23 protein-coding genes are annotated in these 24,733 nt (G+C 64.2%); 16 read left to right on the top strand and 7 right to left on the bottom strand.

Annotation, left to right across the window (positions count from 1 at the left end):
* Positions 1-559: 559 nt before the first annotated feature.
* The 3 genes from leuD to leuC all read right to left on the bottom strand — a co-directional run bounded on the left by leuD (position 560) and on the right by leuC (position 3,238).
* A complete protein-coding gene (gene leuD, locus CLV78_RS19575) occupies positions 560-1,165 on the bottom strand; it encodes a 3-isopropylmalate dehydratase small subunit (protein WP_106207215.1) in 606 nt (201 codons plus the stop codon).
* A gap of 99 nt (positions 1,166-1,264) precedes the next feature.
* Positions 1,265-1,789 (bottom strand): HdeD family acid-resistance protein, encoded by a 525-nt coding sequence (locus CLV78_RS19580; protein ID WP_106207217.1) that lies wholly within the window; start codon positions 1,787-1,789, stop codon positions 1,265-1,267.
* A gap of 42 nt (positions 1,790-1,831) precedes the next feature.
* Positions 1,832-3,238, bottom strand: coding sequence for a 3-isopropylmalate dehydratase large subunit (leuC, locus tag CLV78_RS19585; protein WP_106207219.1), 1,407 nt, complete (start codon positions 3,236-3,238; stop codon positions 1,832-1,834).
* Between the two features lie 303 nt (positions 3,239-3,541).
* On the opposite strand from leuC, the gene CLV78_RS24055 reads away from it, so the two are divergent.
* The 7 genes from CLV78_RS24055 (at position 3,542) to CLV78_RS19615 (ending at position 9,787) form a co-directional block, all read left to right on the top strand.
* Positions 3,542-3,688, top strand: coding sequence for a hypothetical protein (locus tag CLV78_RS24055; RefSeq protein WP_158263613.1), 147 nt, complete (start codon positions 3,542-3,544; stop codon positions 3,686-3,688).
* A gap of 149 nt (positions 3,689-3,837) precedes the next feature.
* Positions 3,838-4,269, top strand: a complete 432-nt coding sequence (rsfS, locus tag CLV78_RS19590; protein ID WP_425427971.1) for a ribosome silencing factor — start codon at positions 3,838-3,840, stop codon at positions 4,267-4,269.
* Positions 4,269-4,739, top strand: a complete 471-nt coding sequence (gene rlmH / locus CLV78_RS19595; RefSeq protein ID WP_106207221.1) for a 23S rRNA (pseudouridine(1915)-N(3))-methyltransferase RlmH — start codon at positions 4,269-4,271, stop codon at positions 4,737-4,739. Before rsfS ends, rlmH begins: the two co-directional genes overlap by 1 nt.
* A gap of 45 nt (positions 4,740-4,784) precedes the next feature.
* Positions 4,785-5,657 carry a YdcF family protein gene (locus tag CLV78_RS19600; RefSeq protein WP_106207223.1) on the top strand — a complete coding sequence of 291 codons (873 nt, stop codon included), beginning with the start codon at positions 4,785-4,787 and terminating at the stop codon, positions 5,655-5,657.
* A 110-nt stretch (positions 5,658-5,767) separates the two neighbouring features.
* Complete coding sequence (gpmI, locus tag CLV78_RS19605; protein WP_106207225.1) at positions 5,768-7,297, top strand: 2,3-bisphosphoglycerate-independent phosphoglycerate mutase; 1,530 nt, start codon at positions 5,768-5,770, stop codon at positions 7,295-7,297.
* A complete protein-coding gene (locus CLV78_RS19610) occupies positions 7,294-8,424 on the top strand; it encodes a murein hydrolase activator EnvC family protein (RefSeq protein ID WP_106207227.1) in 1,131 nt (376 codons plus the stop codon). The genes gpmI and CLV78_RS19610 overlap by 4 nt, the downstream gene beginning before the upstream one ends.
* Positions 8,425-8,443: 19 nt before the next feature.
* Positions 8,444-9,787: a S41 family peptidase gene (locus tag CLV78_RS19615; protein WP_106207229.1), complete on the top strand. Its 1,344-nt coding sequence runs from the start codon at positions 8,444-8,446 to the stop codon at positions 9,785-9,787.
* Between the two features lie 349 nt (positions 9,788-10,136).
* Here the strand turns inward: CLV78_RS19615 and CLV78_RS19620 are convergent, their stop codons facing one another.
* On the bottom strand, positions 10,137-10,982 hold the full coding sequence (locus CLV78_RS19620) for a class I SAM-dependent methyltransferase (protein ID WP_146136737.1): 846 nt from the start codon (positions 10,980-10,982) through the stop codon (positions 10,137-10,139).
* 137 nt (positions 10,983-11,119) lie between these two features.
* On the opposite strand from CLV78_RS19620, the gene CLV78_RS19625 reads away from it, so the two are divergent.
* Positions 11,120-12,397, top strand: a complete 1,278-nt coding sequence (locus CLV78_RS19625) for a lytic murein transglycosylase (protein WP_106207233.1) — start codon at positions 11,120-11,122, stop codon at positions 12,395-12,397.
* A gap of 6 nt (positions 12,398-12,403) precedes the next feature.
* Here the strand turns inward: CLV78_RS19625 and CLV78_RS19630 are convergent, their stop codons facing one another.
* Positions 12,404-12,883, bottom strand: a complete 480-nt coding sequence (locus tag CLV78_RS19630) for a L,D-transpeptidase family protein (protein ID WP_106207235.1) — start codon at positions 12,881-12,883, stop codon at positions 12,404-12,406.
* A 23-nt stretch (positions 12,884-12,906) separates the two neighbouring features.
* Complete coding sequence (gene ribA, locus CLV78_RS19635) at positions 12,907-13,989, bottom strand: GTP cyclohydrolase II (RefSeq protein WP_106207237.1); 1,083 nt, start codon at positions 13,987-13,989, stop codon at positions 12,907-12,909.
* A 162-nt stretch (positions 13,990-14,151) separates the two neighbouring features.
* Between ribA and CLV78_RS19640 the strand changes: the two genes are divergently transcribed.
* From CLV78_RS19640 to CLV78_RS19660, 5 genes are all read left to right on the top strand, one after another.
* The gene (locus tag CLV78_RS19640) at positions 14,152-14,838 is read left to right on the top strand and encodes a response regulator transcription factor (RefSeq protein ID WP_106207239.1); all 687 of its coding nucleotides are present in this window, start codon (positions 14,152-14,154) and stop codon (positions 14,836-14,838) included.
* A gap of 227 nt (positions 14,839-15,065) precedes the next feature.
* Complete coding sequence (locus CLV78_RS19645; RefSeq protein WP_106207241.1) at positions 15,066-15,854, top strand: exodeoxyribonuclease III; 789 nt, start codon at positions 15,066-15,068, stop codon at positions 15,852-15,854.
* A 70-nt stretch (positions 15,855-15,924) separates the two neighbouring features.
* The gene (locus CLV78_RS19650; RefSeq protein WP_106207243.1) at positions 15,925-16,845 is read left to right on the top strand and encodes a tetratricopeptide repeat protein; all 921 of its coding nucleotides are present in this window, start codon (positions 15,925-15,927) and stop codon (positions 16,843-16,845) included.
* 26 nt (positions 16,846-16,871) lie between these two features.
* Positions 16,872-17,519: an LON peptidase substrate-binding domain-containing protein gene (locus tag CLV78_RS19655; protein WP_106207245.1), complete on the top strand. Its 648-nt coding sequence runs from the start codon at positions 16,872-16,874 to the stop codon at positions 17,517-17,519.
* Positions 17,516-17,713, top strand: coding sequence for a Trm112 family protein (locus CLV78_RS19660; RefSeq protein ID WP_106207247.1), 198 nt, complete (start codon positions 17,516-17,518; stop codon positions 17,711-17,713). The genes CLV78_RS19655 and CLV78_RS19660 overlap by 4 nt, the downstream gene beginning before the upstream one ends.
* Positions 17,714-17,722: 9 nt before the next feature.
* Here CLV78_RS19660 and CLV78_RS19665 read toward each other — a convergent pair whose 3' ends face one another.
* The gene (locus CLV78_RS19665) at positions 17,723-18,952 is read right to left on the bottom strand and encodes a UbiH/UbiF/VisC/COQ6 family ubiquinone biosynthesis hydroxylase (protein WP_106207249.1); all 1,230 of its coding nucleotides are present in this window, start codon (positions 18,950-18,952) and stop codon (positions 17,723-17,725) included.
* A gap of 87 nt (positions 18,953-19,039) precedes the next feature.
* On the opposite strand from CLV78_RS19665, the gene CLV78_RS19670 reads away from it, so the two are divergent.
* From CLV78_RS19670 to CLV78_RS19680, 3 genes are all read left to right on the top strand, one after another.
* Entirely contained in the window at positions 19,040-20,371 is a 1,332-nt protein-coding gene (locus CLV78_RS19670) for an amidase (protein ID WP_106207251.1), read from the top strand.
* 207 nt (positions 20,372-20,578) lie between these two features.
* A complete protein-coding gene (locus CLV78_RS19675) occupies positions 20,579-21,763 on the top strand; it encodes an aminotransferase class I/II-fold pyridoxal phosphate-dependent enzyme (protein ID WP_106207253.1) in 1,185 nt (394 codons plus the stop codon).
* A 15-nt stretch (positions 21,764-21,778) separates the two neighbouring features.
* Positions 21,779-24,700: a DNA translocase FtsK gene (locus CLV78_RS19680; protein WP_106207255.1), complete on the top strand. Its 2,922-nt coding sequence runs from the start codon at positions 21,779-21,781 to the stop codon at positions 24,698-24,700.
* Positions 24,701-24,733 lie beyond the last annotated feature (33 nt).

Below are 24,733 nucleotides of genomic sequence, written 5' to 3' on the forward strand. Positions count from 1 at the left end.
GCATCAAGAATAAGGACAAAAAGTGGCCGCCGCGGAAGCAAGCCCAAGATATGGTGGCATCCGCACGACCACCCCCAAGCAGGCGATATCACCCGGGTGCGAAACGCGTTCGTTGCGGTGTCATGGTCGATTCAGACTGCCGATTTCCCAACATGTCGCGCAGCTCGAGCCATGTTTCCTTCGGGTGATTGGAGTTTTGTTGTGGGTGCGGCACAGTCGGCAGCGGAGTTTTCTTGGTTCTGTCAGGAGAGAGTAAAACCGCATGGCCACCCGTGCGCTGCGTCGGCTTGGTGGCTTACAAACAGCCAAGCTGGTCGGCCAGGGAGCACAGATCCGATCGCGATGTTGCCCGAACTGGGCTCAAACTGTTTGACGATTCTCAGCGTTCGACTCGAAGCGGCTACGACGATGTTGGGGGATTCGGTCCGATGAGGGTAGCGACGGGCCGCGCAGGTCACGAACGGCCTTTCCCCACCACCGCCGGCCGGAGCTTACAGAACGATGGACCGCTGAAGCGTCCGGAAGGGCGGTTCGACCGCCCCTCCGGGTTTTCAGCGCATCACACCCAGGGGCGCGACTGTGCTGCGGCTTCCTCGAAAGAGTCGATGGACGCGACCTTTTCCATGGTCAAGCCGATATCGTCGAGACCATTCAGCAGGCAGTGCTTCTTGAAGGCATCCACTTCAAAGGAGATCGAACCGCCGTCCGGACCGGTGATGGTCTGGTTTTCCAGGTCGACCGTGATGATGGCGTTCGAGCCACGCTCTGCGTCATCCATCAACTTGTCGACCTCCGCCTGCGGCAGGACAATCGGCAGGATGCCGTTCTTGAAACAGTTGTTGAAGAAGATGTCGGCGAAACTCGGCGCGATGACGCACCGGATGCCGAAATCCTTGATCGCCCAGGGTGCGTGTTCGCGCGAGGAACCACAGCCGAAGTTCTCACCGCAGACGAGGATCTCCGCGTTCCGGTAGGCGGGCTTGTTGAGCACAAAGTCCGGCACTTCCTTGCCCTCGGAATCGAAACGCATTTCGTCGAAGAGGTTCACGCCCAGACCGGAACGCTTGATCGTCTTCAGGAATTGCTTGGGAATAATCATGTCCGTGTCGACATTGATCAGCGGCAGGGGGGCGGCAATGCCGGTCAGGGTGGTGAATTTGTCCATTGTCTGGCTCCTCGGAAGAGGCGTCCGGAGCAGGTCCGGATAGCTTTTTTGAAGTCGGAGACGGCCCAGCGGGCCGCCGGTCAAGTCATGGCGGAAGCGTCAGATATCGTCGGAATAGGCGCGCAGAAAGAGCCCCAGAACAACGAGGGCCAAGCCGTTGAACAACAGCTCGAGTCCCAGAAGGATGCCCAAAAGCTTCGTCGAGGCCTCGGCGAAGTTGGCAAAGATGTACCCTGCCAGCAGGATCGAGAGCGCCCCGGAGAGCAGCATCATCCAGAAGAACCCTGTTTCACGCATACGGAATGCCCAGAACAGGCGCAGGATACCGGCCGAGCCGATGAACAGCGTAACCACCAGCGTCAGCGACAACGTCCCTTCGAACGGATTTCGCACGAAGGAAACGCCGAGGATCACCACCAGCAGTCCGATCATGACCGAGAGGAACTTGTTCAGGGGGGTGTCGTCAGTCAAGCCGACAACTGCCTGAATTCCACCGGCCAGGATCAGCAGCGACCCGGTCACGACCGCGATGGCAAGCGACACGGCGACGGCATTGCCGAGCGCAAGAATGCCGAACAGCACGGAGAGAAGTCCGATCATCATCCATCTTGCCCACTCGCTCATGTCACCATGTCTTCCATGTTGCGCCGCAGAATCCCTTGATCCTTACATCACTTCCCGCACGTCTGTCAGCCTTCCTGTGATGGCGGCTGCGGCTGCCATGGCCGGGCTCATCAAGTGGGTGCGCCCCTTGAAACCCTGCCGCCCCTCGAAGTTCCGGTTCGAAGTCGAGGCACAGCGCTCCTGTGGCGCGAGTTGGTCCGGGTTCATGGCAAGGCACATCGAACAGCCGGCCATACGCCACTCGAACCCCGCGTCCTCGAAGATCTCGGCAAGGCCTTCTTCTTCGGCCTGCGCCCGGACGAGGCCCGAGCCGGGTACAACCATCCCGCGGACGCCTTGGGCGATTTTCTTGCCTTTCACGATCTCTGCTGCAGCGCGCAGGTCCTCGATCCGTCCGTTCGTGCAGGAACCGATGAAGACAGCGTCGATCGGCACTTCGGAAAGCGGGGTGCCCGGTGTCAGGCCCATGTACTCCAGCGAGCGGCGGGCCGCGTCGACCTTGCCGCCCTCGAAATCTTCCGGCGCCGGAACAGTATCGGTGATTGGCAGCACATCTTCGGGCGAGGTGCCCCATGTCACGACCGGCGCGATGTCCTCGCCCCTGATGGTCACGACCTTGTCGAACTCGGCGCCTTCATCGGTGTAGAGCGTTTTCCACCAGTTCAGCGCAGCCTCCCATTGGGCGCCTTTCGGCGCATGCGGGCGCCCTTTCACGTACTCAAAGGTGGTTTCATCCGGAGCGATCAGTCCGGCACGCGCGCCGCCCTCGATTGCCATGTTGCAAACCGTCATGCGCCCTTCCATGGACAGGTCGCGAATCGCTTCGCCGCAATACTCGATCACGTAGCCGGTTCCGCCGGCGGTTCCGGTCTCACCGATCACCGCGAGCGTGATGTCCTTCGCGGTCACTCCCGGACGCAGCTTGCCGGTGATCTCGACCTTCATGTTGCGGGACTTCTTCTGGATCAGCGTCTGGGTGGCCAGGACGTGCTCGACCTCGGAGGTGCCGATGCCATGGGCCAGTGCACCGAACGCGCCGTGGGTCGCGGTGTGGCTGTCGCCACAGACCACCGTCATACCCGGAAGGGTCCAGCCCTGCTCCGGGCCGACAATGTGAACGATGCCCTGACGGATATCGTCAACCGGGTAGTAGTTGATGCCGAAATCCTTGGCGTTCTTGTCGAGCGCCTCGACCTGGATCCGGCTCTCCTCGTTCTTGATCCCCTGCTCGCGATCTGTCGTGGTCGGAACATTGTGGTCCGGCACGGCGATGGTTTTTTCGGGTGCGCGCACCGGCCGGCCGGCCATACGCAGGCCTTCGAATGCCTGCGGGCTGGTCACTTCGTGCACGAGGTGGCGGTCAATGTAGAGCAGACAGGTGCCATCCTCGGCCTCATGGGCAACGTGGGCATCCCAGATCTTGTCATACAGGGTCTTGGGGGCGGTCATTTTGGTCTCCCGACTCGGGTAATGAAGTGGACATGGGAAAGCGAGCGTCGCGCGAGGCAACGCCGAGGGCGGCTCATAGGCGGCCGGTGACCCTCTGGGTCAGACCGTGAAAACGCCAGGGCAGGCGTGCGTGGTCATCCATGTCGAACTTTCTTGCCATCGGTGCCCGATACCCCAGCCGGGCCTGTCCTGCAAGATACTCCGCGCCGGGGAAAGAACGCCGCAGGGGTTGACGTGGAGGCCCAAAGCGCTTTTATCCCCCTTTCGTCATCCCGACACATGAAAACCAAGGAGTGGCCTTCGATGAGACGGCTCTACAGGAACGTTCACATTGCGATGATTGCGGCGCTTCTGCTTGTCGCCGTCGCATTCGAGGCGAGCGCCGTCCACGGGACCGATCTGGCACATGAGCGCGCGGATCGGGTCCTCATCCATGTTGGACCGCAATAATCATGGGCGCTGTTGCCCACAAACCATGCACCGAACCCGTGGCGGAACCGCCCACGGGCGTCGTCGTTGAGCCGTCACACATCCGATGCTATCGTGGGGTCACGTCCAGCGTCGGGGCTCAGACGACGCGCAACCAGGAGGGCAATGTCCTGTCTCACCATGCGGAGGCCGCCACGCAAACGGCGGCAGAAGAGGCATCCATGACGATGCCGAACGAGTTCGCAACCGCCGCGAAGGCCACGTTGCTGGAACGCATCCTTTCCTCTCTCGAAGAAGACAAGGCCGAGGAGATCGTGACCATCGATCTGCGGGGCAAGTCGGAAATGGCGGATCACATGGTGGTTTGCTCCGGCCGCTCGTCGCGTCAGGTCGCCTCCATCTCAGACAAGCTTGTCGAGCGCGTGAAGGCCGATTTCGGTATTTTCAGCAAGGTCGAGGGCAAGGACACCGGCGACTGGGTCCTGATCGACACCGGCGACGTGATCGTCCACGTGTTCCGCCCCGAAGTCCGCGAGTTCTACCAGCTCGAAAAGATGTGGCTGTCGGTCGGCGGCACTGACAAGGCCGGCACACAGGCCTGATGCGGCTTCACATTGTGGCCGTGGGACGCCTGCGGTCCGGCTCCGAATCCGAGTTGATCTCGGACTACCGCCAGCGGGCGGAACGGACCGGACGGCCTCTCGGCATTTCCTCCGTTTCCGTTCTGGAAGTGGATGAGCGCAAGGGTGGCAGCAAGGCCGGCGAGGCCGCGCTGCTGGCAAAGGCGCTTCCACGCGGCGCGACTGTCGTCGCCATGGACGAGCGTGGAAAGGTCATGACTTCCCCCGATTTTGCACAGCGGATCGCCGGATGGCGGGACACAGGCACGCAGGACCTCGCCTTTGTCGTTGGCGGGGCCGACGGGCTGGATCCCGGCTTCGTCCGGCAGGCCGACATGGCCCTCTCCTTCGGGAAGATGGTCTGGCCGCACATGTTGGCGCGGGTGATGCTGACCGAACAGATCTACCGCGCCGCCTCGATCCTCGCCGGCACACCGTATCACCGGGTTTGACCGGAAGAAGGCCGACCCTCGCCACCCCAGAATGCCGACGCTGGGATGAACTCCCTTCCGTATCGGCTGGAAATGCCGCACAAGGGTGCGCGGCCTTCCGAGCGGTGCGTCGCTTCTCTGTGGACAAGCCAACCGAAGCGGCGCGACGTGGACACCCTGTTCTTCCTGGCCTCCAAGATCATCTGGAGCGCATTGAAACCCGAAAGCTGGATCCTGCTCGCGGTCGGGATCACATGCCTCATGGTCTGGCGGAACCGCCTCCGTTCGGCGCGGATCTGGGCAAGCTGTTCGCTCCTGCTGATCCTCGCAATCGGTTATTTTCCGATCGGCGGCTGGCTCGTCGCCCCGCTGGAGCACCGGTTCCCCCCAACACCCGACCTGGTGAAGGTGGACGGCATCATCATGCTTGGCGGCGCGGAACAATGGCCACGCCACAACCGACCACAGGCGCATGACGGGGCGGAACGGTTCATGGACACGATGTACCTGGCCAACCGGTTCCCGGATGCAAAGGTGCTGTTCACCGGCGGGTCGGCGTCTCTGTCGAACCTCGAGATCGAATCTGCCCCGAACGCAGAGTCGCCACGGATCTTCTTCGACGACATGGGGCTGGCGGAGGATCGCCTGTACCTTGAGCGCGCGTCGCGCAACACCGCGGAGAATGCGGCCTTCAGCCTCGACCTGATGGCACCGCAAACGGGCGAGACCTGGGTCCTCGTCACCTCCGCCTTCCACATGCCACGCGCCTACCGCACCTTTGAACGGGCGGGTTGGCCCGGACTGATCGCCTGGCCTGTCGATTTTCGTCAGGATTGGCGGCCCATCTCGGGCTGGGACCTCGCCCAGAACCTCTACCAGCTCAATCTCGTGATGAAGGAGTACATCGGCCTTGTGGCCTATGGCGTCACCGGACGTTGATCCAAAGCCATGCAGCCTGCGAAACCGCGACTTGAGCCCCCTGCGACGCGGTTGCTGTTCCAAATGAGCGCTAACGCCACTAGGAAAGCAGCAACCAAGGAGACCTCCCCATGAGCACACCGAAACCTGTCGTTCTCTGCATCCTTGACGGCTGGGGCATCGGCACCCGCCCCCCGAAGGAAGAAGGCAATTCGCCGGTTCTCGCAAAGACTCCCACATACGACCGCCTGATGGCCGAATGCCCGACCTCGACGCTGATCACCTTTGGCAACGACGTCGGTCTGCCCACCGGCCAGATGGGCAATTCGGAAGTCGGCCACACCAATATCGGCGCCGGGCGCGTCGTGGCTATGGACCTCGGCCAGATCGACCTCGCGATCGAGGAAGGCTCCTTCGCCTCGCGCGACGCCTTGCAGGCGTTCATTGCCCGGATGAAGGAAACCGGTGGCACGGCCCATCTCTCCGGTCTCGTGTCCCCGGGCGGCGTGCACTCGCACCAGAACCATATTGTCGCCGCAGCCAGAGTCATCGCCGAAGCTGGCGTTCCGGTGCAGGTCATCGCCCTGACCGACGGCCGCGACGTGCCGCCGAAATCCGCCGCCGGACAAGTTGCACAATTCGAGGACGACCTGCCCGAAGGCGCGAGGATCGGTGGCGTCGTGGGCCGCTACTACGCGATGGATCGCGACAACCGATGGGAACGCGTGCAAAAGGGATTCGACCTCTTTGTGTCCGGCACAGCGGACTTCGAGGCAGAAAGCGGTGCCGCCGCTTGTTCCGCCGCCTACGAGCGTGGTGAAACCGACGAGTTCATCCTGCCGACCCGAGTCGCCGGCTACGTGCAGCCGAAAGATGGCGACGGCCTTCTGTTTCTGAACTTCCGCGCCGACCGCGCCCGAGAGATCCTGAAGGCACTCGCTGAACCGGGGTTCTCGGAGTTCGACGCCTCCGCCCGCCCGGATTGGGGGGCGATTTGCGGCATGGTGGAGTATTCCGACCAGCACAACGAATACATGGACGTGATTTTCCCGGCGCAGGAAATCGTCAACACCCTTGGTGAATGGGTCTCCAAGCAGGGCAAGACGCAGTTCCGCCTGGCCGAAACGGAAAAGTATCCCCATGTCACGTTCTTCCTGAACGGCGGCGTGGAGACACCCTACGAGGGGGAAGATCGGTTCATGCCCAAATCTCCGAAGGTCGCCACCTACGACCTCCAGCCGGAGATGTCGGCGCCGGAAGTGACCGAGAAATTCGTGGAAGCGATCGAGGCCGGCTACGACCTGATCGTGACGAACTACGCCAACCCCGACATGGTCGGGCACACCGGCATCCTCGAAGCCGCGATGGCGGCCTGCGAAGCTGTAGACACCGGGCTCGGCAAGGTGGTGGCCGCGCTGGAAAAGGTCGGCGGCGCCATGATCGTCATCGCCGACCATGGCAATTGCGAAACCATGTTCGCCGAGGACGGTGGCCCGCACACTGCCCACACCACCAACCTCGTGCCCGTGATCCTCTTCAACGGTCCGGAGGGCGCAACGCTCAGGGAAGGCAGGCTGGCCGACGTGGCGCCGTCAATCCTCGACCTCATGGGCGTCGAGCAGCCCGAGGAGATGACCGGCGTGAGCCTGATCGAGAAATGATCCGCGCCGGGCTGGTTGCCGCATCACTGCTGCTGGCCGGTCCGGGCGTTGCCGAGACCGCCCCGGCGGCTTTGGCCAACGAAGCGGCCTCCCACCTGAAAGAGGCCGCGGACGGTCTGGAGCGCGCCGGTGGTGCGCGCGACCGTGTGCGTGCATTGACCGAGACGGTGCAGGCCTACGAACAAGGACTGTCCGCCTTGCGCTCGGCAATGCGCCAGGCAAATCACGAAGAACGTGTGCTGTCGGCACAGCTTTCCGCCCGCGACGAAGAGATCTCCCAGCTGCTGGGTGTTCTGACGTCGATGGGGCGTTCTCCTGCGCCCTTGCTGCTGCTGCACCCCTCCGGCCCGCTTGGCACGGCGCGCTCCGGCATGATGCTCTCCGAAATCGCCCCCGAGGTGCAGGCGGAGGCGCGCGCGCTGCGGGCCGAGCTAGAGAAGCTGGCCGAATTGCGCGCCCTTCAACAGAATGCCGGCGCGGCACTTGCCGACGGGCTGCGTGGCGCACAGGAGGCACGCACCGCCCTTTCCCAGGCGATGGCAGCCCGCACCGACCTGCCCCGGCGCTTCGCTGCGGATCCTGCGCGCATGGCCGCGTTGATCGCCACGGCGGAGTCGCTCTCCGCCTTCGCCGAGGGGCTGGCAGATGTCCCGCCGCCCGACCAACCGACGATGGATTTCACCGCCCGCAAGGGTCGGCTGCCACTGCCGGTGTCCGGCATCCTTCTGCGAGGCTTCAACGAACCCGACGCCGCTGGAATCGCGCGCCCCGGCCTGCTGCTCGCCACCCGTCCCGGTGCGTTGGTCACGGCACCGGCAGAGGCGACGATCCGCTATGTAGGGCCGTTGCTCGACTACGGAAACGTGATCATCCTTGAGCCCTCATCAGGCATTCTTCTGGTGCTTGCCGGACTAGGTGGCGTCTATGGTACGGAGGGAGAAGTCGTTCTCGCCGGACAGGCGCTCGGATTCATGGGGGGGCAGGAACCGCGGGCGGAAAATGCCGAGTTCCTGGCCGAACCCGCAGAGAGTGGTGGCGCCGAACGCAGTGAAACGCTTTATATGGAGCTGAGAGAGGGCGAGAGCCCGGTGGACCCCTCAGAGTGGTTTGCCGCGACACAGGGATAACAAGGAAAACGAGGACCGCATGAAGAAGTTCGTCATGGCCGCCATTGGCGGTGTTCTGGCTGGCGGGGTGGTGACCACGCAGGTCGCCGGGCCGCTGATCGCTCAGGAAGCGGCGAAGAACAGCTCCATCTACGAGCAACTCGACCTGTTCGGGGACATTTTTGAGCGGATCCGCGCCCAATATGTCGAGGAAGTGGACGAGTCCGAGCTGATCGAGGCCGCGATCAACGGCATGTTGATCTCGCTCGATCCGCATTCCAGCTACCTGTCGCCCGATGATGCCGACGACATGCGCGTGCAGACGCGCGGCGAATTCGGCGGCCTCGGCATCGAGGTCACGCAGGAGGAAGGCTTCGTGAAGGTCGTTTCTCCCATCGACGACACGCCGGCCGACGAGGCGGGCATCGAGGCGGGCGACTTCATCACTCATGTGGACGGCGAAAGCGTCCTTGGGCTGACGCTGGACGAGGCAGTGGACATGATGCGCGGCCCGGTGGGCTCCGAGATCATCATAACCGTCGTGCGTGAAGGTGCGGACGAGCCATTTGACGTCACCATCATCCGCGACACGATCAAGCTGACCGCGGTGCGCACGCGCACACAGGGCGATTCAGTCGTGCTTCGTGTGACCACCTTCAACGACCAGACCTTTCCCAACCTCGAGGCCACGTTGAAAGAGGCCGTCGAGGAAATCGGAGGCATGGACAGCGTCAACGGGTTCGTGCTCGATCTGCGCAACAACCCGGGCGGGCTTCTGACGCAGGCGATCAAGGTATCGGATGCCTTCCTCGACAAGGGAGAGATCGTCTCCACCCGCGGCCGGAACCCACAGGACGGCGACCGCTACAACGCCACCGAAGGCGACCTTGCCGAGGGCAAGCCGATCGTCGTGCTGATCAACGGTGGCTCGGCGTCCGCTTCGGAGATCGTCGCGGGTGCGCTGCAGGACCACCGCCGCGCCATCGTCGTGGGCACCAAGAGCTTCGGCAAGGGATCGGTGCAGACGGTCATGCCGCTCAAGGGTGATGGCGCGATGCGCCTGACAACCGCGCGCTACTACACGCCCTCGGGCCGGTCTATCCAGGCGCTCGGGGTCTCCCCCGACATCGTGGTGGAGCAGCCCCGCCGTTCGCCGAACGAGGAGGAGGAAGAGGACGACACCGCAACCAACCGCTTCTCCCGCTCCGAAGCAGACCTGCGCGGCTCCCTCGACAACGACAGCCTTTCCGAAGACGAGCGTCGCCAGATCGAGGAAGATCGCAAGAAGGCCGAGGACGCCGCCGCGTTGCGCGAAGAGGATTATCAACTGGCCTATGCCATCGATATCCTCACCGGCCTGACCGCCCTTGATCCGAGCGAGTAGGCGCCGCCTCTGAAACGAAGTGAGGGCCGGTCGGAGCCAATCCGTCCGGCCCTTTTTTTGGCCAAGAGGGCAGGTCCGCGATGGCCGACATGGCCACCCCTGCTCGGTATGGTTGCAACCAGCAGGCGTGGTTTTGCTCTACCCGAGAAGGCAGCGCAAACCGCGCACTCTGCGAACGCGGCCGGCTTTTGCAGCCACACGGGACCCGAAGCTTCGGTGCACCCTCGGGGGACCGCCCCATATCGTCAGACCACTGGACTCAGGTGTGTGCAGCACTGGACGTCCGGCACAGCCCAACGGACAGGGGCATTGCCGGGATGCTAATCCATCCGGGCCGGATCCCGAACACCTAGGGCTTGCGGAACTGGTAGGCGCGACGCTTTCCCGGATTGGCTCGCAGTCCGTCGATCATGTCACGCAAACGCTGCTCCAGCCCCCAGTCGGAGAAACTCCGCGCGGCGACTTCGAGATGCGCGACAAGCTCACTATCGGAAAGATGGGCCGTGCGTGCAGTCGCCAGCGCCTCCCGGTCCGGCGCCTCGGTGCACAGGAAGACGACCGTGTCTCTTGGCGCGTAGGCAAGCGGTGTGAAATGCACCGGCATGCGTTCCATCTGGACCGGCACCCACGGCTGGCTCCAGTGGAGAAAGTCCTGTTGGACAATCAACGAACGGCCTGGAACGAGGTAGGGAAAGAACGCCTCCGCCATGCGGTCCATGGTCTCCGCCGCTTTTGATGCATCCATCACCAGGATCTCGATCGGCCCACCCTCCCAACTCATCTGGTCGATCTCACCCCGGTGGAAGTGGATCGCATCGCCCCACGGTGCCAAAAGGTCACGTGCCAACGGCAGGATGTCGTTCCCCTCGAAAGGCGACAGCCCCTGCTTGTAGAGGATCGACTGTTTGACGTCCTCGTCGGCGGTAAAGCGGTCATAGGCGTGGATCGCGGATACGAGCCCGGCAATGCGATGCCCCTCGGCCAGCCGTGCCGTGGATCCGCCCGCAAAACACCCGAGATCGACAATCGCCCCCGCGCCGTCCGCCCAGAAGGCGGTAAGCCAATGGTAGAGCTTTTGCTCTTCGAGGCTCAGCATGGTCGGCACCGAGCGCGCGCGCCCGAGGCTGCGGTCCATCAGGCGTCGCCAGGGGGCATGGCGGATCGCCTCGGTCTTGGTGTCGAATCTTTGTTCCATGGCCGCGGCATAGCAGAGCACACCCTGCCAAACCATCGGCGTCGCACGGCCGCGCCGTCCGGCCCACGGGAAGGTGAGCCGATTTCCTGTGCCCGGGCGCCGGAAGAACGACGACAATCGCAGGACGCGCCGATAGAATGGTGCCCGGACTCAAGAAAACAGGACAACGCCTCGTGCTCCTTCGTGCCCTCGTGATTGCTGCGCTACTCCATTTGTCGACCGATGCCGCGCTGGCGCAGAGTCGCGCGGTAATCGAGGGTCAGTTCCGTGGCTGGCTGGAGCAAGACATCTGGCCGCGTGCTCGGGCCAAGGGGGTCTCTCGATCCACATTCGAGCGTGCATTCGACGGCGTCGCCCTGAACTGGGACCTGCCCGATCTGGTTCCGCCGGGTACAACCGCGAAGACTCCGAAACGGCAACGTCAGGCCGAGTTCAGCACACCGGCCAAGTACTTCAGTCGCGGCGCAATCGATGGCGCAACCTCCGTCGGGCGGCGGATGGCCAATCGTCACGCTGCGACACTCGCCGCCGTGGAGCGGCAAACGGGCGTGCCGGGGCGGATCATCCTTGCGATCTGGGGACGGGAAAGCGGCTATGGGCGGGTCAAGATCCCGCACAACGTGTTCGAGGTGCTCGGCACCAAGGGGTTCATGAGCACCCGCGCGACCTACTTCTCCGACGAACTCGTGGCGGCTCTGCAAATCGCCGAAGCCGGACACGCACCCGGCCGAACCATGAAGAGCAGTTGGGCCGGCGCACTCGGGCAGCCGCAGTTCATGCCGTCGAACTTCCTCGAATACGCCGTGGACGGAAGCGGCGATGGCAAGGCGGATATCTGGGGCTCCGAGGCCGACACAATCGCCTCGATCGGCAACTACCTCGCGCGCCACGGCTGGGTCAGCGGGCGCGACTGGGGCTTCGAGGTGACTGTGCCCGAGAGTGTTTCCTGCACGTTGGAGGGCCCTGATCAGGGGATGCCTATCACGGACTGGGAAGCGATGGGGATCACCCGGGTCTCCGGCCGGCCGTTTCCGGATCATGAACGTAGGGGCGAAGGCTACCTCCTGATGCCGGCCGGGCGGTTTGGTCCCGCCTTTATCGTCACGCCAAACTTCTATGTCCTGAAGGACTACAACACCAGCGACCTCTATGCGCTCTTCGTGGGGCACATCGGCGATCGCATCCAGTATGGCGTGGGCGATTTCCAAGGCCGTTGGGGCAAGGTCGGCGGGCTCTATCGCTCGGACGTGGCAGCGATGCAGGCCGCGCTTGTGGCGCAGGGACATGACGTCGGGGGGGTGGACGGGCTGCCCGGCTACAAGACCCGACGCTCCATCGGACGGTGGCAGGAAGCGACGGGACAACAAGCCACCTGCTTCCCGACGGCACAGATGAAGTCCGCGCGGAAACCCTGAGCCGCCTCACGGCACGACCACTCGGTCTCCCAGCATCAGGCGCGCGGCAATCCAGAACAGGTGATCGCGGCGAAATGCGATGCAGCCCTCGGTCGGGTGGCGCGGCTTTCGCCAGACGTGGAGGAATATAGCCGACCCCCGGCCCGGAACGGCGTCCGGGTAGTTCCAGTCGCTGACAAGTACGAGGTCGTAGAGCGGGTCGGCGCGACGCAGTTTTTCGTGGCCGAAGGGATGTGGTGCGCGAACGCGATGATTGTAGGCTGGGTCGCGACTATCGTCGGACCACAGGTCGCGCGGCCCGATGGGTTGCGCCCATCCTGCGGGGCACGGGATCCTGTCCGGGCGGTACAGCATCCCGACGACACGGTGAACGCCGCGCGGCGTGGCGCCGTCTCCCTCGCGCTTGTCGGGCAGGACACCACCGCGCCCGATGGCCGCCGGAAAGCGATGCCCGGCGAACCGGACGCCCATCGGTGTCAGCACCATGTCACGCGGGCTTTCGCCCGGTATCACAGCAGATGCCCGGACTTGGCCGCCTTGGTCGCCAGGTAAGCCGCGTTCTCGTCCGTCTTGCCGACCTGCAACGGCACGCGTTCGGTCACGGCGATGCCCTGAGCCCGCATCATCGCGATCTTGGCCGGGTTGTTGGTCATCAGCCGGACAGAAGAAAATCCCAGTTCCCTCAGCAGAGCCGCACCGATGCGGAAATCCCGCTCGTCATCTTCGAAGCCGAGCCGATGGTTGGCCTCCACCGTGTCAAACCCGAGATCCTGAAGCGCGTAGGCCCGCATCTTGTTGGCAAGCCCGATCCCGCGCCCTTCCTGGTTGAGGTAGAGCAGGATCCCCGCTCCATCCTTGCCCATGGCGCCAAGGGCACCGCGCAACTGTGGGCCGCAATCGCATTTCAACGACCCCAGCAGGTCGCCGGTAAAACAGGCGGAATGCAGGCGCGCCAGCACCGGCTCGGTACGGTCGGGCTGACCGATTTCCACCGCGTAGTGCTCCTCGCCCCCATCATCGGGTCGAAACACGTGCAACCGCCCGGCGCGGGCCAGCACCATCGGCAGGCGGGCAGAAACGACCTCGTTGTAGCCGGCGGCGTCCTTCGGCGCGGCATCGGTCGCAAGATCCAGACAGGTGAGCCGCTGTGCCGCCGCCCTTTCGGGATCCTCCAGCGGACAGACCAGCATTGCCGGCAGCAGGCGGGCCTCCTTTGCCAAGGCGATCGCCTCGCGATGAAACGTGACATCACCGCCTCGCTCGGTCCGGAACGGTCCTTTCATCGGGGTCGTCAGGTCGTCGGCCGGATCGGCAACCGATTGCGCCCAACGGAGTGTCGCGGCTTTCGGCAACTCGATCCGGGCCAGATCGCCGTCATAGGCGCGCGCCTTGAGCGTCTCTGCCCGGCGCGCGGTGATGGCCAACACGGCACCATCAATCGCGCCGAGGGCCGCGAAACGCCCCTCCGACAGGCACTCGACCGCCACGACAAGGGCTGCGGCACCGTCGCGGTACAGGCAGACCGGCACGCCCATTCGAAGGTCCGAGCGGGCGCGGGCGCGACGTTCTGCGGGATTCGGGGCAAGTGTCATGGGCCTCTCCGATGTCAGGCCTTCGCGTTACCATGTAACAATTCCGGTCGGAAGCTGAAACAATTCCCGTGATCGTCACACATGGGCGTGAGATCATTGCAGCATTTCTTGTCGAAACGGAGAGCCGGGCGCATCTGGAACGCAAGCAACGGAGACGCAACCATGGGAAATCTTAAAAAACTTCTTCTTGTCGACGATGACGAGGATCTGCGCGAGGCCCTGAGCGAGCAACTCGTGATGACCGAGGATTTCGATGTCTTCGAGGCAGGCAGCGGCACAGAGGCGATGGAGAAGGTCAAGGCGGGCCTGTACGATCTTGTCATACTGGACGTGGGCCTGCCCGATACGGACGGTCGCGAGCTTTGCCGGTTGATGCGAAAGCAGGGCGTGAAATGCCCGGTGCTCATGCTGACAGGCCATGACAGTGACGCGGACACGATCCTTGGCCTCGACGCCGGCGCAAACGACTATGTCACCAAGCCTTTCAAGTTCCCGGTCTTGCTGGCACGTATCCGCGCCCAGCTTCGCCAGCACGAGCAGTCGGAAGATGCCGTTTTCCAGCTCGGGCCTTACACGTTCAAGCCGTCGATGAAGCTTCTGGTGACGGAAGACGACCGCAAGATCCGCCTGACCGAGAAGGAAACCAACATCCTCAAGTTCCTGTACCGGGCGACCGAAGGTGTCGTTGCCCGGGACGTGCTTCTGCACGAGGTCTGGGGCTACAACGCCGGTGTGACCACCCATACGCTGGAGACGCACATCTATCGCCTGCGGCAGAAAATCGAGCCGGATCCGTCGAATGCACGCCTGCTGGTGACGGAATCGGGCGGATACAGGCTTGTCGCCTGAGGTATTCCATACTCGGGGACCCGGCTTACGTTGTGTTAACCTCGTTGTATGAACATCCCCTTGTCGCGCCGGGGTAATGGCGCGGCATCCTCCCTGTTGGACTGGGCCGGGCTTTGCGCCCGGCCCTTTTTTCCTCCCCGCCGCGTGTTCCTCCCGCGCCGCGCTTCGCGGTTGAGCCCGGCGCCCCCCGCCGCTAGGGTCCGCCAACCCTCAGCCGGAGCCGCGTCATGCCCTTCACCCTCGCCACATGGAACATCAACTCGGTCCGCCTGCGGGCTGGCCTCGTCGCCCGCCTGCTGCAGGAGGAAGCGCCCGACATCCTATGCCTCCAGGAATGCAAGAGCCCGGTGGACAAGATCCCCGCTGAGGTTTTTGCCGAGCTGGGATATACCCACATGGTTGCGCGCGGTCAGAAGGGCTACAATGGCGTCGCCATCCTGTCGAAGCTGCCCGTCGAGGATGTCGGCGACAAGGATTTCGCAAGCCTCGGCCACGCCCGACACGTCGCCGCACGGCTTGAGAATGGAACGGTCATCCACAACTTTTACGTCCCTGCCGGTGGCGACAAACCGGATAGGACGATCAACGAGAAGTTTGGCCAGAAGCTCGACTACCTGACGGAGATGCGCGACTGGTTCCGCGCCGAGACGCCCCGGAAGGCCATCCTCGTGGGGGATCTCAATATCGCACCGCGAGAGGACGACGTCTGGAACCACAAGCAATTGCTCAAGGTTGTCAGCCACACTCCGATCGAGGTCGAGCACCTTGCGGAGACGCAGGATGCAGGCGGTTGGGTGGATGTCACGCGCGCGGATATCCCGGAGGGGAACCTCTATAGCTGGTGGTCCTACCGCTCGCCCGACTGGAACGCTGCCGACAAGGGCCGCCGGCTTGATCACATCTGGGCGACGCCAGACATTGCCGGTGCCGCCCATTCGAGCCGCATCCTGCGCGATGTGCGCGGATGGGAGCAGCCCTCCGATCATGCCCCGGTCTTTGCCAATTTCGATCTCTGAGCGCCCTCCCCTTGCAAGGTGAGGAACGATGGGCCATCTAACGCCCAACCAAGACTTGAGGAGCCACCTGATGCTGGAATTCGGCCAGAGCCCGTCCGCCCCCGCCGCCGACCTGATCAAGGACGGCAACGAAGCCACTTTCATGGCAGATGTCGTCGAAGCCTCGCAGGAGGTGCCGATCATCGTCGATTTCTGGGCCACCTGGTGCGGCCCCTGCAAGACGCTCGGCCCGATGCTGGAACAGGCCGTCACCGAGGCCAAGGGCAAGGTGAAGATGGTGAAGATCGACGTCGATCAAAACCAGCGGCTTGCGCAGATGCTGGCCCAACAGGGCCTGCCGCTGCAATCGATCCCAACCGTTGTCGCCTTTCACCAGGGGCAGGTTGCGGACATGTTCCAGGGCGCGCTGCCCCAGTCCGAGCTCAAGGCCTTTGTCGATCGCGTGGCCGCCCTTGCCGGAGACGACGGGCTCGGCGAAGCCATCGAGGCGGCGGAAGCCATGCTTGCCGAAGGTGCCGCTGTCGACGCCGCGCAGACCTTCGCGGCGATCCTCGGCGAGGAGCCCAACAACGCTGCCGCCTATGGAGGTCTCGTACGGGCCCACCTGGCGCTCGACGACACGGATCAGGCGGCGGCGCTTTTGGACAACGCCCCGGCCGAGATCGCCGGGTCTCCGGAGGTCGAGGCCGCGCGGGCCCAACTGGAGTTGGCTAAACAGGCCGCCGATGCCGGTCCGCTGGCCGAGTTGCGCGCCGCCGTGGAGGCCGATCCGGCCAATCATCAGGCGCGTTTCGATCTGGCCACCGCACTGCATGCCGCTGGCGAGGTGGAGGCCGCCATCGACGAGTTGCTGGAGCTTTTCCGGCGCGACCGGGAATGGAACGACGCCGCCGCGAAGACGCAGTTGTTCACGATTTTCGACAGCCTGAAGCCGACGGATCCGCTGGTTCTGAACGGTCGCCGCAAACTCAGCTCGATGATATTTGCCTGACGCCGGGTTCCGGCTAGGTTAGCAGCATGATCACAACTTCCGATCTGCCGGACACCATTCCGCTGTTCCCACTTCCCGGCGCGCTGCTCCTGCCGCGTGCCCGGTTGCCACTGCATATCTTCGAGCCACGTTACCTCGCGATGCTCGATGATACCCTGAAAACCTCGCACCGGCTGATCGGCATGGTGCAACCCCGGGAGGTCCCCGATGGCGAGGCGGATCGCCTGCATTCGATCGGCTGCGCCGGGCGGTTGACTGCCTTCTCGGAGACCGAAGACGGGCGCTACATGATCACCCTCTCCGGTGTGTCCCGCTTTCGGATCAAGAAGGAGATCGAAGGTTTCACCCCTTATGTCCGCGCCGACGTGGACTGGGGCGGTTTCGACCGCGACATGGGTGGGCCCGAACAGGACCCGTTCTTTCGCAGGGAGCCCTTCCTCGACCTGCTTGGCCGCTTTTTTGAGGCCCGCGCCCTGTCAACCGATTGGGACAGCCTGAAGGAAGCCGATGACGAGTTGCTGATCAACTCGCTCTCCATGCTCTGCCCCTTCGAGGTCGGCGACAAGCAGGCACTTCTGGAAGCGCCAAGCCTGGCCAATCGTCGCGAAACCCTCGTGGCTCTGCTCGAGTTCGCACTGCACACGGGCGAGGATGGCACGGAGGTGCTGCAATGAACGGGACACCGGAAAGCCACTCCCCCGCACATGACCGCAAGATGCTGGAGGCGCTGGTCTGCCCACAGACCCGGACCGTGCTCAGCTATGACGCCGACAGGCAGGAGTTGATCAGCCGTGCGGCCCGGCTCGCCTACCCGATCCGCAACGGGATACCGATCATGCTCGTGGACGAGGCGCGCCAGCTCGACTGACCTGCCCCGTCAGGCAGGGCGCCCTTTCAACAGGTTCGGAATGTCGCCGGAGACCCCGGCCGCCTCGCGGATGAAACGGCGCCGAAGGCCGGGCATGGCGTCAATGACCCCCATGCCAAGGCTGCGACCGAACCGAAGGAGCGGGTTGTCGTTTGAAAACAACCTGTTCACGGCATCCATAGCGAGGGCAAGAGCCGCCCTGTCGAAACTGCGCCACTGGCGATACCGGTCGAGGACCAGCAGCGAGCCGATATCCTCTCCGCGACGCCGCGCCTCCGCCAGAACCTGTGTCAGTGTCGCGACATCAGCCAACCCCTGGTTGAACCCCTGACCGGCAATCGGATGCACACCCTGAGCCGCATCGCCGATCAGGGCGATCCGCGGTTTCACCGTGTGATTGGCCATTGTCAGGTTCAGCGGATAGCTGAAACGCTTGCCCGCGAGCTTGATCTCGCCAAGGAAATCCCCGAACCGCGGACGCAGGGCATCCAGAAACCCCTCGTCATCAAGGGCGGCGATATGCCTGGCCTGCGTAGGATCCTCGCTCCAGACGATGGAGCTGCGATTTCCCGGCAAGGGCAGGATTGCCAACGGACCGTTTGGCATGAAGAACTGGTGAGCCGTGCCATTGTGGGGCAATTCATGCTCCACGGCACAAACCAAGGCCGTCTGGTCATAGTCCCACCCGGTGCGCTGGATGCCGGCGCGCATCCCGACGCCGCTCTGCCGTCCGTCCGCGCCAACCAGCTGCGCACCGGTCAGGACGTCGCCCGAGGCCAGCGTCACCGAGGCGCCCACCCCCGTGATCTCCTGCGCCACGACCGTTTCCTCGGACCGTTGCTCGATCAACGGGTTGGCGTCGATTGCATCCAGCAGGGCACCGCGCAGGTAGCGGTCCTCCAGCAGGTAGCCCATCACGCCCTCGTCGATTTCACCATGGTCGAAGTGCATCGCGAAGGGCCAGACCGGCCCCTGTCCGGCGCGGCCGTCGCTGGTGACAATGTGCAGGATCGGTTGAGCGTGCTCCGCCACTTTCTGCCAGATCCCGAGCGCCCCCAGAAGCCTTTGCGACGCCAGTGCAAGCGCGTAGGATCGTCCGTCGAACCCCTCATCTGCCCGTTTCGCGGTGGAGAGCCTGTCAATCACGATGGAGCGCAGCCCGGCCTGCGCGCAGGCAAGGGCGAGCGACGGTCCGTTCAGGCCGCCGCCAACGATCAGGATATCGGTGTCGTGTGTCATTGCCGACAGACATACCCTGAAAGCCGGGATTGTCCATGCGCTGTCCGGCCGCTACCGTCCACTCCGGGCAATTTTCCGGAGGATCGCATGGACGCGTGGCTGACAATGAGTGCAGGGGACCTGGGGCGCGGTATCAACTCGGGAGAGATCGACCCGGTCGCGCTGACGGAATGCTACCTCGACGCCATCGAAGCCCATGAATTCACGCCGCGAATCTACGCCCGTATGACCCGCGACCGGGCGCTGTCCGAAGCAGGCGCAGCGGCCAAACGTGCCCGGCTGGGACTGCGCTTATCGCTGCTCGACGGGGTCCCCATCAGCTGGAAGGACCTCTTCGACACTGCCGGTGTCGAGACCGAGGCCGGCTCCGCACTCTTGCAGGGGCGCAAACCGGAGACCGACGCCGAGGTGCTGCGGAACGCAACCCAGGCCGGCCTCGTATGCCTGGGCAAGACCCATATGACAGAGCTGGCCTTTTCCGGGCTGGGTCTGAACCCGGTCACCGCGACGCCCCCCTGCGTCAATGACCATGCCGCCGCCCCGGGTGGCTCGTCCTCCGGGGCGGCCACATCCGTGGCCTTCGGACTGGCGGTCGCCGGGATCGGGTCGGACACAGGCGGATCGGTGCGCGTGCCCTCGGCTTGGAATGACCTGGTGGGTCTCAAGACAACCTCCGGGCGGCTGTCGCTGCAGGGTGTGGTGCCGCTCTGCGCCCGGTTTGACACGGTCGGGCCCCTGTGCCGAACCGTCGAGGATGCTGCACTGATGCTCGCCGCGCTTGAGGGGAGCCGTACCGCCGATTTGCGGGGGGCATCACTTCAACGCACGAAGCTGGCCATCCTGACAACCACCGCGATGGAGGATGTGCGCAAGGCACCTCTGGCGGGGTTCCGTCGCGCCACCGAGGCCCTCGCAGCCGCCGGAGCGACGGTGGAGGAAATCGCCGTGCCGGAAATCGCAGAGGCGATGGCCCTCTCGCCCATCCTCTTCGCGTCAGAGGCCTACGGTACCTGGAAGGCCGAAATCGAGGCGCAACCCGATCTGATGCACGCAGCCGTTCGGGAGCGGTTCCGGGGCGGAAAGGACTTCACGGCTTCGGATTACGTGGCCGCGTGGCAGACCCTCGATCGTCTGCGGGCACGCTACCTGGCGGAGACTGCGGCCTACGACGCCGTGCTGGTGCCGACCTGTCCGATAATGCCACCCGACGCCGCCCGCCTGGACCGGGATCCCGATTTCTTTGTTACCGAGAACCTGATGACCCTTCGGAACACCCGGATCGGCAACCTGATGGGGCTGTGCGGTTTGACCCTTCCAACCGGTGTGGCTTCAACCGGCCTGATGATGCTGGGCGCCCCGATGGCGGAGGAGCGGCTGTTGCGGCTCGGCGCCGCCGCTGAGGCTGCGCTCAAGGGGTGAAACGCCGGCATTCTCACCCGGAAGGGCAGTTTTCATTTCTGTCAAGGGTTTGTGAGGCGAAATTCAACACTCGGGGTATTGGCTGAAATGCCACAAGCCCCCCTCCGGGTCAGACAATTTCTGGACCCGGGAGGGCGGTGTAGCTAGTCTGTATGCAAACGGGGCGAAACGACCCCGACCCTGAGGCAGTACAGATTTAGCGAGCGCATGACGTTCCCCGAGCGGTTTTCGAACCTACCTGAATACGCGTTTCCGCGCCTGCGGAAACTGCTGGCCGCATCCGAACCGGGCGGCGAGGTCATCAACATGACCATTGGCGAGCCACGCCATGCCATGCCCGATTTCGTCGGTGATGTGATCGCGGCGAATATCGACGAGTTCGCCAAGTATCCCCCCAACGACGGCACGCCGGAACTGCGCGCAGCTATCGCCGAATGGATCGGGCGGCGCTTCGACGTGACGGTCGATCCCGAGACCCAGGTGATGACACTGAACGGGACACGCGAGGGGCTGTTCAACGCGGCCATAGCCCTCTGCCCGGAGCAAAAGAACGGGGAGCGGCCGGCGATCCTCATTCCCAATCCCTTCTACCAGGTCTATGCGGTGGCCGCGGTGACGGCCTTCGCCGACCCGGTCTTCGTGCCGGCCACAGCCGAAACCGGCTTCCTGCCCGACTATGCCTCCCTGCCCCGCGACGTGCTCGACCGCACCGCTATTGCCTTTCTCTGTTCACCGTCGAACCCGCAAGGAGCGGTGGCCGACCGGGCGTATTGGGAACAGCTGATCGCCCTGGCGGAGACGCACGATTTCCAGATCTTTGCCGACGAATGCTATTCGGAGATCTACCGCACCACGCTGCCGCCCGGCGGGTTGGAGATGGCCCGGGCCGTCGGCGCCGATCCGGAGCGCGTGGTCATTTTCCACTCTCTGTCCAAACGTTCGAACCTGCCGGGGCTGCGCTCCGGCTTCGTCGCCAGCGGGCCGGAGAGCATGAAGCGCCTGCGCCAGTTGCGGGCCTATTCCGGGGCACCCCTGCCGCTGCCACTTCAACGCGTGGCCGAACGCGCCTGGGCGGACGAGGACCACGTGGCCGCTTCGCTGAAGATCTACCAGCAGAAATTCCGTCTCGCCGACGAGATCCTTGCCGGGGTTCCCGGCTACCAGGGGCCGGAAGGCGGCTTTTTTCTCTGGCTGCCGGTGACGGACGGAGAACAGGCCGCCCGAACCCTCTACGAGAAAACCGGTGTCCGGGTTCTGCCCGGCGCCTACCTGAGCCGCGATGTGAATGGAGAGAACCCCGGAAAGGGCTACATCCGCGTCGCGATGGTGTCCGATATGGATGAGTTGCAGCGCGGGCTGAGGCAGCTGCGCGCATGCCTGTACGAGCAATAAGGACAACAAGATCCGATGGCATACCAGACACGACAGCGTGACCCCCTTCTCGACAGTTCCATGCAGGAAGCGATCGAGAAACGTGGGCGGGAACTGATCGGCATCGCCCTGCTGGCACTGGCCGCGGCAATCGTCGCCATGCTCGCCAGCTACACTCCGCAGGACCCGTCCTTCTTCTCGGCGACCGACGCGCCGGTGCAGAACATGCTCGGCAAGTTCGGGGCGTCCTTTTCCGCCCCGCTGTTCATCGTGGTGGGTTTCGGAAGCTGGGTTCTGGCGCTGGTGGCACTTGCCTGGGGGCTGCGTCTGGTCCTTCACAGCGGCAGCGAGCGGGCAATCGGGCGGGTGATCTTCGCTCCGATCGCGGTGGCCGTTTCCGCGGTCTACGCCTCCACCATCGTGCCCACCTCGGACTGGACTCACAGCTTCGGCCTCGGCGGGCTCTTTGGCGACACCGTTCTGGGCGCGATCCTGAACGTGCTGCCGATTTCCGCGAGCTTCGGCGTCAGGCTTCTGGCGGTCCCGATCTGGGTCGCGTCGATCGCGTCCATCCTCTACGTAACAGGCTTCACCTCCGAAGAACTGCGAAAGGCTGGCCGTTTCGTGCTCGTTGGGGTGGTATTGCTTTATGCCGGTTTGCTGCGCGGCGCCGGGATCGGCCTTGCCGGAACTGCGCTTGCCGCCAAGGGACTTGCCAACAAGACCGCCGATGCGAAGGCTCGGCGGAGCGAGGTTCGTTCCACTGCTCGGGTTTCCGACCCGGAGGACGACACCGACATGGACATCGTGATCGACGATGACCCCGCGATCGCTGCCCCGGCGGAGACAACCCGGCGCGACACCGTCGGCGGCGGGTTGCTTGCATCCGTCGGCTCGCTGGTGCGCCGCCCAGCCGTCACCCCTGACGTTGTCTCGGCAGACAGCCCCGACCACCTCGACTCGCCAGAGAGCGAGACCACCGAAGCCCCCGGCGAGGACCGCATCAAGGCCCGGATTGCCGACGCCATTCGCGTCCGAGCACGCGGCACCACGGCCGCCCGTTCCGCCAGCGGTTTCGCCCGCGCCGAACCGCCCGTCGTACGTGCCCGCAAACCTGACCCGCTGATCCTGAAGGTTCCCGGCGCCGTTCCCTCCGCCCCGATGGCTCAAGTCGATGACATGCAGCCCATTCCTGCTTCGCAGATCCAGCCCACCACCCCGCAGCCCGAGGACCAGGTGGCGCAGGACCCGGCGCCCCGCCCCGGTCCAACTGGCATCGCCGGGCCGCAGGTTGCCCCGCAGATCCATGAACGCGGCACACCGGTTGCCACCATCGAGGAGCCGCGGGCCGTGGTGCAACACCCGCCGCGCAAGGCGCCGCAGCCGTCCCGACAGGCGAAGGCCGAGGCGCAGCCTGCCCTGGCTTTCGAGCCTTCGGAAGCCGCCGTATACGAGACCCCGCCGCTGTCCTTGCTGACCAGCCCGACCTCCATCGAGCGGCACGTCCTCTCCGACGAGGCGCTGGAAGAAAATGCACGCATGCTTGAAAACGTGCTCGACGACTACGGCGTGAAGGGTGAGATCGTCTCTGTCCGCCCCGGCCCCGTCGTCACCATGTACGAGCTGGAGCCGGCCCCCGGCCTCAAGGCGAGCCGCGTCATCGGGTTGGCGGACGATATCGCCCGCTCCATGTCGGCGCTTTCGGCGCGCGTCTCCACCGTTCCGGGCCGCTCGGTGATCGGTATCGAACTGCCCAATGCGAACCGCGAAATGGTCGTGCTGCGCGAGATCCTGTCGTCCAAGGACTTCGGCGATGCCAAGTTCCGCCTGCCACTTGCGCTCGGCAAGGATATCGGCGGCGCACCGGTGGTCGCCAACCTCGCCAAGATGCCCCACCTCCTGATTGCGGGCACCACCGGTTCCGGCAAATCGGTCGGCATCAACACGATGATCCTGTCGCTGCTCTATCGGCTGAGCCCGGAGGAATGCCGCCTGATCATGATCGACCCGAAAATGCTGGAGCTGTCGGTCTATGACGGGATCCCGCACCTGCTTTCGCCGGTCGTTACCGACCCCAAGAAGGCCGTCGTGGCGCTCAAGTGGGTGGTCGGCGAGATGGAGGACCGCTACCGCAAGATGTCCAAGATGGGCGTGCGGAACATCGAGGGCTACAACGGTCGTGTCCGCGAGGCACTGGGCAAGAACGAGATGTTCTCTCGCACCGTGCAGACAGGCTTCGACGACGAAACCGGCGAGCCCGTCTTCGAGACGGAGGAGTTCGCTCCGGAGATCTTGCCGTTCATCGTCGTCGTGGTGGACGAGATGGCAGACCTGATGATGGTCGCCGGCAAGGAGATCGAGGCCTGCATCCAGCGCCTCGCACAGATGGCGCGGGCTTCCGGCATACACCTGATCATGGCCACGCAGCGCCCCTCCGTGGACGTCATTACCGGTACGATCAAGGCAAACTTCCCGACCCGCATTTCCTTCCAGGTGACCTCCAAGGTCGACAGCCGCACGATCCTGGGCGAGATGGGCGCCGAACAACTGCTCGGCATGGGCGACATGCTCTACATGGCAGGCGGCTCCAAGGTTACGCGCGTGCACGGCCCGTTCGTCTCCGACGAGGAGGTCGAGGAGATCGTGAACCACCTAAAGGCCTTCGGCCCGCCGGAATACATCGGTGGCGTCGTCGACGGACCGGACGACGAGAAGGAGAGCGACATCGACCTCGTGCTCGGCCTTGGCGGGAATACCGACGGCGAAGACGCGCTGTATGACCAGGCGGTGCAAATTGTCATCAAGGACCGCAAATGCTCCACCTCCTACATCCAGCGCAAGCTGGCCATCGGTTACAACAAGGCCGCGCGCCTCGTTGAACAGATGGAAGAACAGGGCCTAGTGAGTGCCTCCAACCACGTCGGCAAGCGCGAGATCCTAGTCCCCGAACAGGACTGACGGCAGCATTCGCACGACAATGGATCGCCCGGT

It is taken from the genome of Aliiruegeria haliotis (assembly GCF_003003255.1).
Classification (GTDB): Bacteria; Pseudomonadota; Alphaproteobacteria; order Rhodobacterales; family Rhodobacteraceae; genus Tropicimonas; species Tropicimonas haliotis.

Excerpts from the sequence above, each read along its gene's own strand:
- CLV78_RS19660 (WP_106207247.1), top strand. The coding sequence starts at position 17,516 with ATGAACGGGACACCGGAAAGCCACTCCCCCGCACATGACCGCAAGATG.
- CLV78_RS19620 (WP_146136737.1), bottom strand. The coding sequence starts at position 10,982 with ATGGAACAAAGATTCGACACCAAGACCGAGGCGATCCGCCATGCCCCC.
- gpmI (WP_106207225.1), top strand. The coding sequence starts at position 5,768 with ATGAGCACACCGAAACCTGTCGTTCTCTGCATCCTTGACGGCTGGGGC.
- CLV78_RS19665 (WP_106207249.1), bottom strand. The coding sequence starts at position 18,952 with ATGACACACGACACCGATATCCTGATCGTTGGCGGCGGCCTGAACGGA.
- leuC (WP_106207219.1), bottom strand. The coding sequence starts at position 3,238 with ATGACCGCCCCCAAGACCCTGTATGACAAGATCTGGGATGCCCACGTT.
- CLV78_RS19650 (WP_106207243.1), top strand. The coding sequence starts at position 15,925 with ATGCTGGAATTCGGCCAGAGCCCGTCCGCCCCCGCCGCCGACCTGATC.
- CLV78_RS19675 (WP_106207253.1), top strand. The coding sequence starts at position 20,579 with ATGACGTTCCCCGAGCGGTTTTCGAACCTACCTGAATACGCGTTTCCG.
- CLV78_RS19680 (WP_106207255.1), top strand. The coding sequence starts at position 21,779 with ATGGCATACCAGACACGACAGCGTGACCCCCTTCTCGACAGTTCCATG.
- leuD (WP_106207215.1), bottom strand. The coding sequence starts at position 1,165 with ATGGACAAATTCACCACCCTGACCGGCATTGCCGCCCCCCTGCCGCTG.
- CLV78_RS19600 (WP_106207223.1), top strand. The coding sequence starts at position 4,785 with ATGAACTCCCTTCCGTATCGGCTGGAAATGCCGCACAAGGGTGCGCGG.
- CLV78_RS19645 (WP_106207241.1), top strand. The coding sequence starts at position 15,066 with ATGCCCTTCACCCTCGCCACATGGAACATCAACTCGGTCCGCCTGCGG.
- CLV78_RS19610 (WP_106207227.1), top strand. The coding sequence starts at position 7,294 with ATGATCCGCGCCGGGCTGGTTGCCGCATCACTGCTGCTGGCCGGTCCG.
- rlmH (WP_106207221.1), top strand. The coding sequence starts at position 4,269 with ATGCGGCTTCACATTGTGGCCGTGGGACGCCTGCGGTCCGGCTCCGAA.
- CLV78_RS19625 (WP_106207233.1), top strand. The coding sequence starts at position 11,120 with ATGGTGCCCGGACTCAAGAAAACAGGACAACGCCTCGTGCTCCTTCGT.
- CLV78_RS19615 (WP_106207229.1), top strand. The coding sequence starts at position 8,444 with ATGAAGAAGTTCGTCATGGCCGCCATTGGCGGTGTTCTGGCTGGCGGG.
- CLV78_RS24055 (WP_158263613.1), top strand. The coding sequence starts at position 3,542 with ATGAGACGGCTCTACAGGAACGTTCACATTGCGATGATTGCGGCGCTT.
- CLV78_RS19640 (WP_106207239.1), top strand. The coding sequence starts at position 14,152 with ATGGGAAATCTTAAAAAACTTCTTCTTGTCGACGATGACGAGGATCTG.
- CLV78_RS19630 (WP_106207235.1), bottom strand. The coding sequence starts at position 12,883 with ATGGTGCTGACACCGATGGGCGTCCGGTTCGCCGGGCATCGCTTTCCG.
- CLV78_RS19580 (WP_106207217.1), bottom strand. The coding sequence starts at position 1,789 with ATGAGCGAGTGGGCAAGATGGATGATGATCGGACTTCTCTCCGTGCTG.
- CLV78_RS19670 (WP_106207251.1), top strand. The coding sequence starts at position 19,040 with ATGGACGCGTGGCTGACAATGAGTGCAGGGGACCTGGGGCGCGGTATC.
- ribA (WP_106207237.1), bottom strand. The coding sequence starts at position 13,989 with ATGACACTTGCCCCGAATCCCGCAGAACGTCGCGCCCGCGCCCGCTCG.
- CLV78_RS19655 (WP_106207245.1), top strand. The coding sequence starts at position 16,872 with ATGATCACAACTTCCGATCTGCCGGACACCATTCCGCTGTTCCCACTT.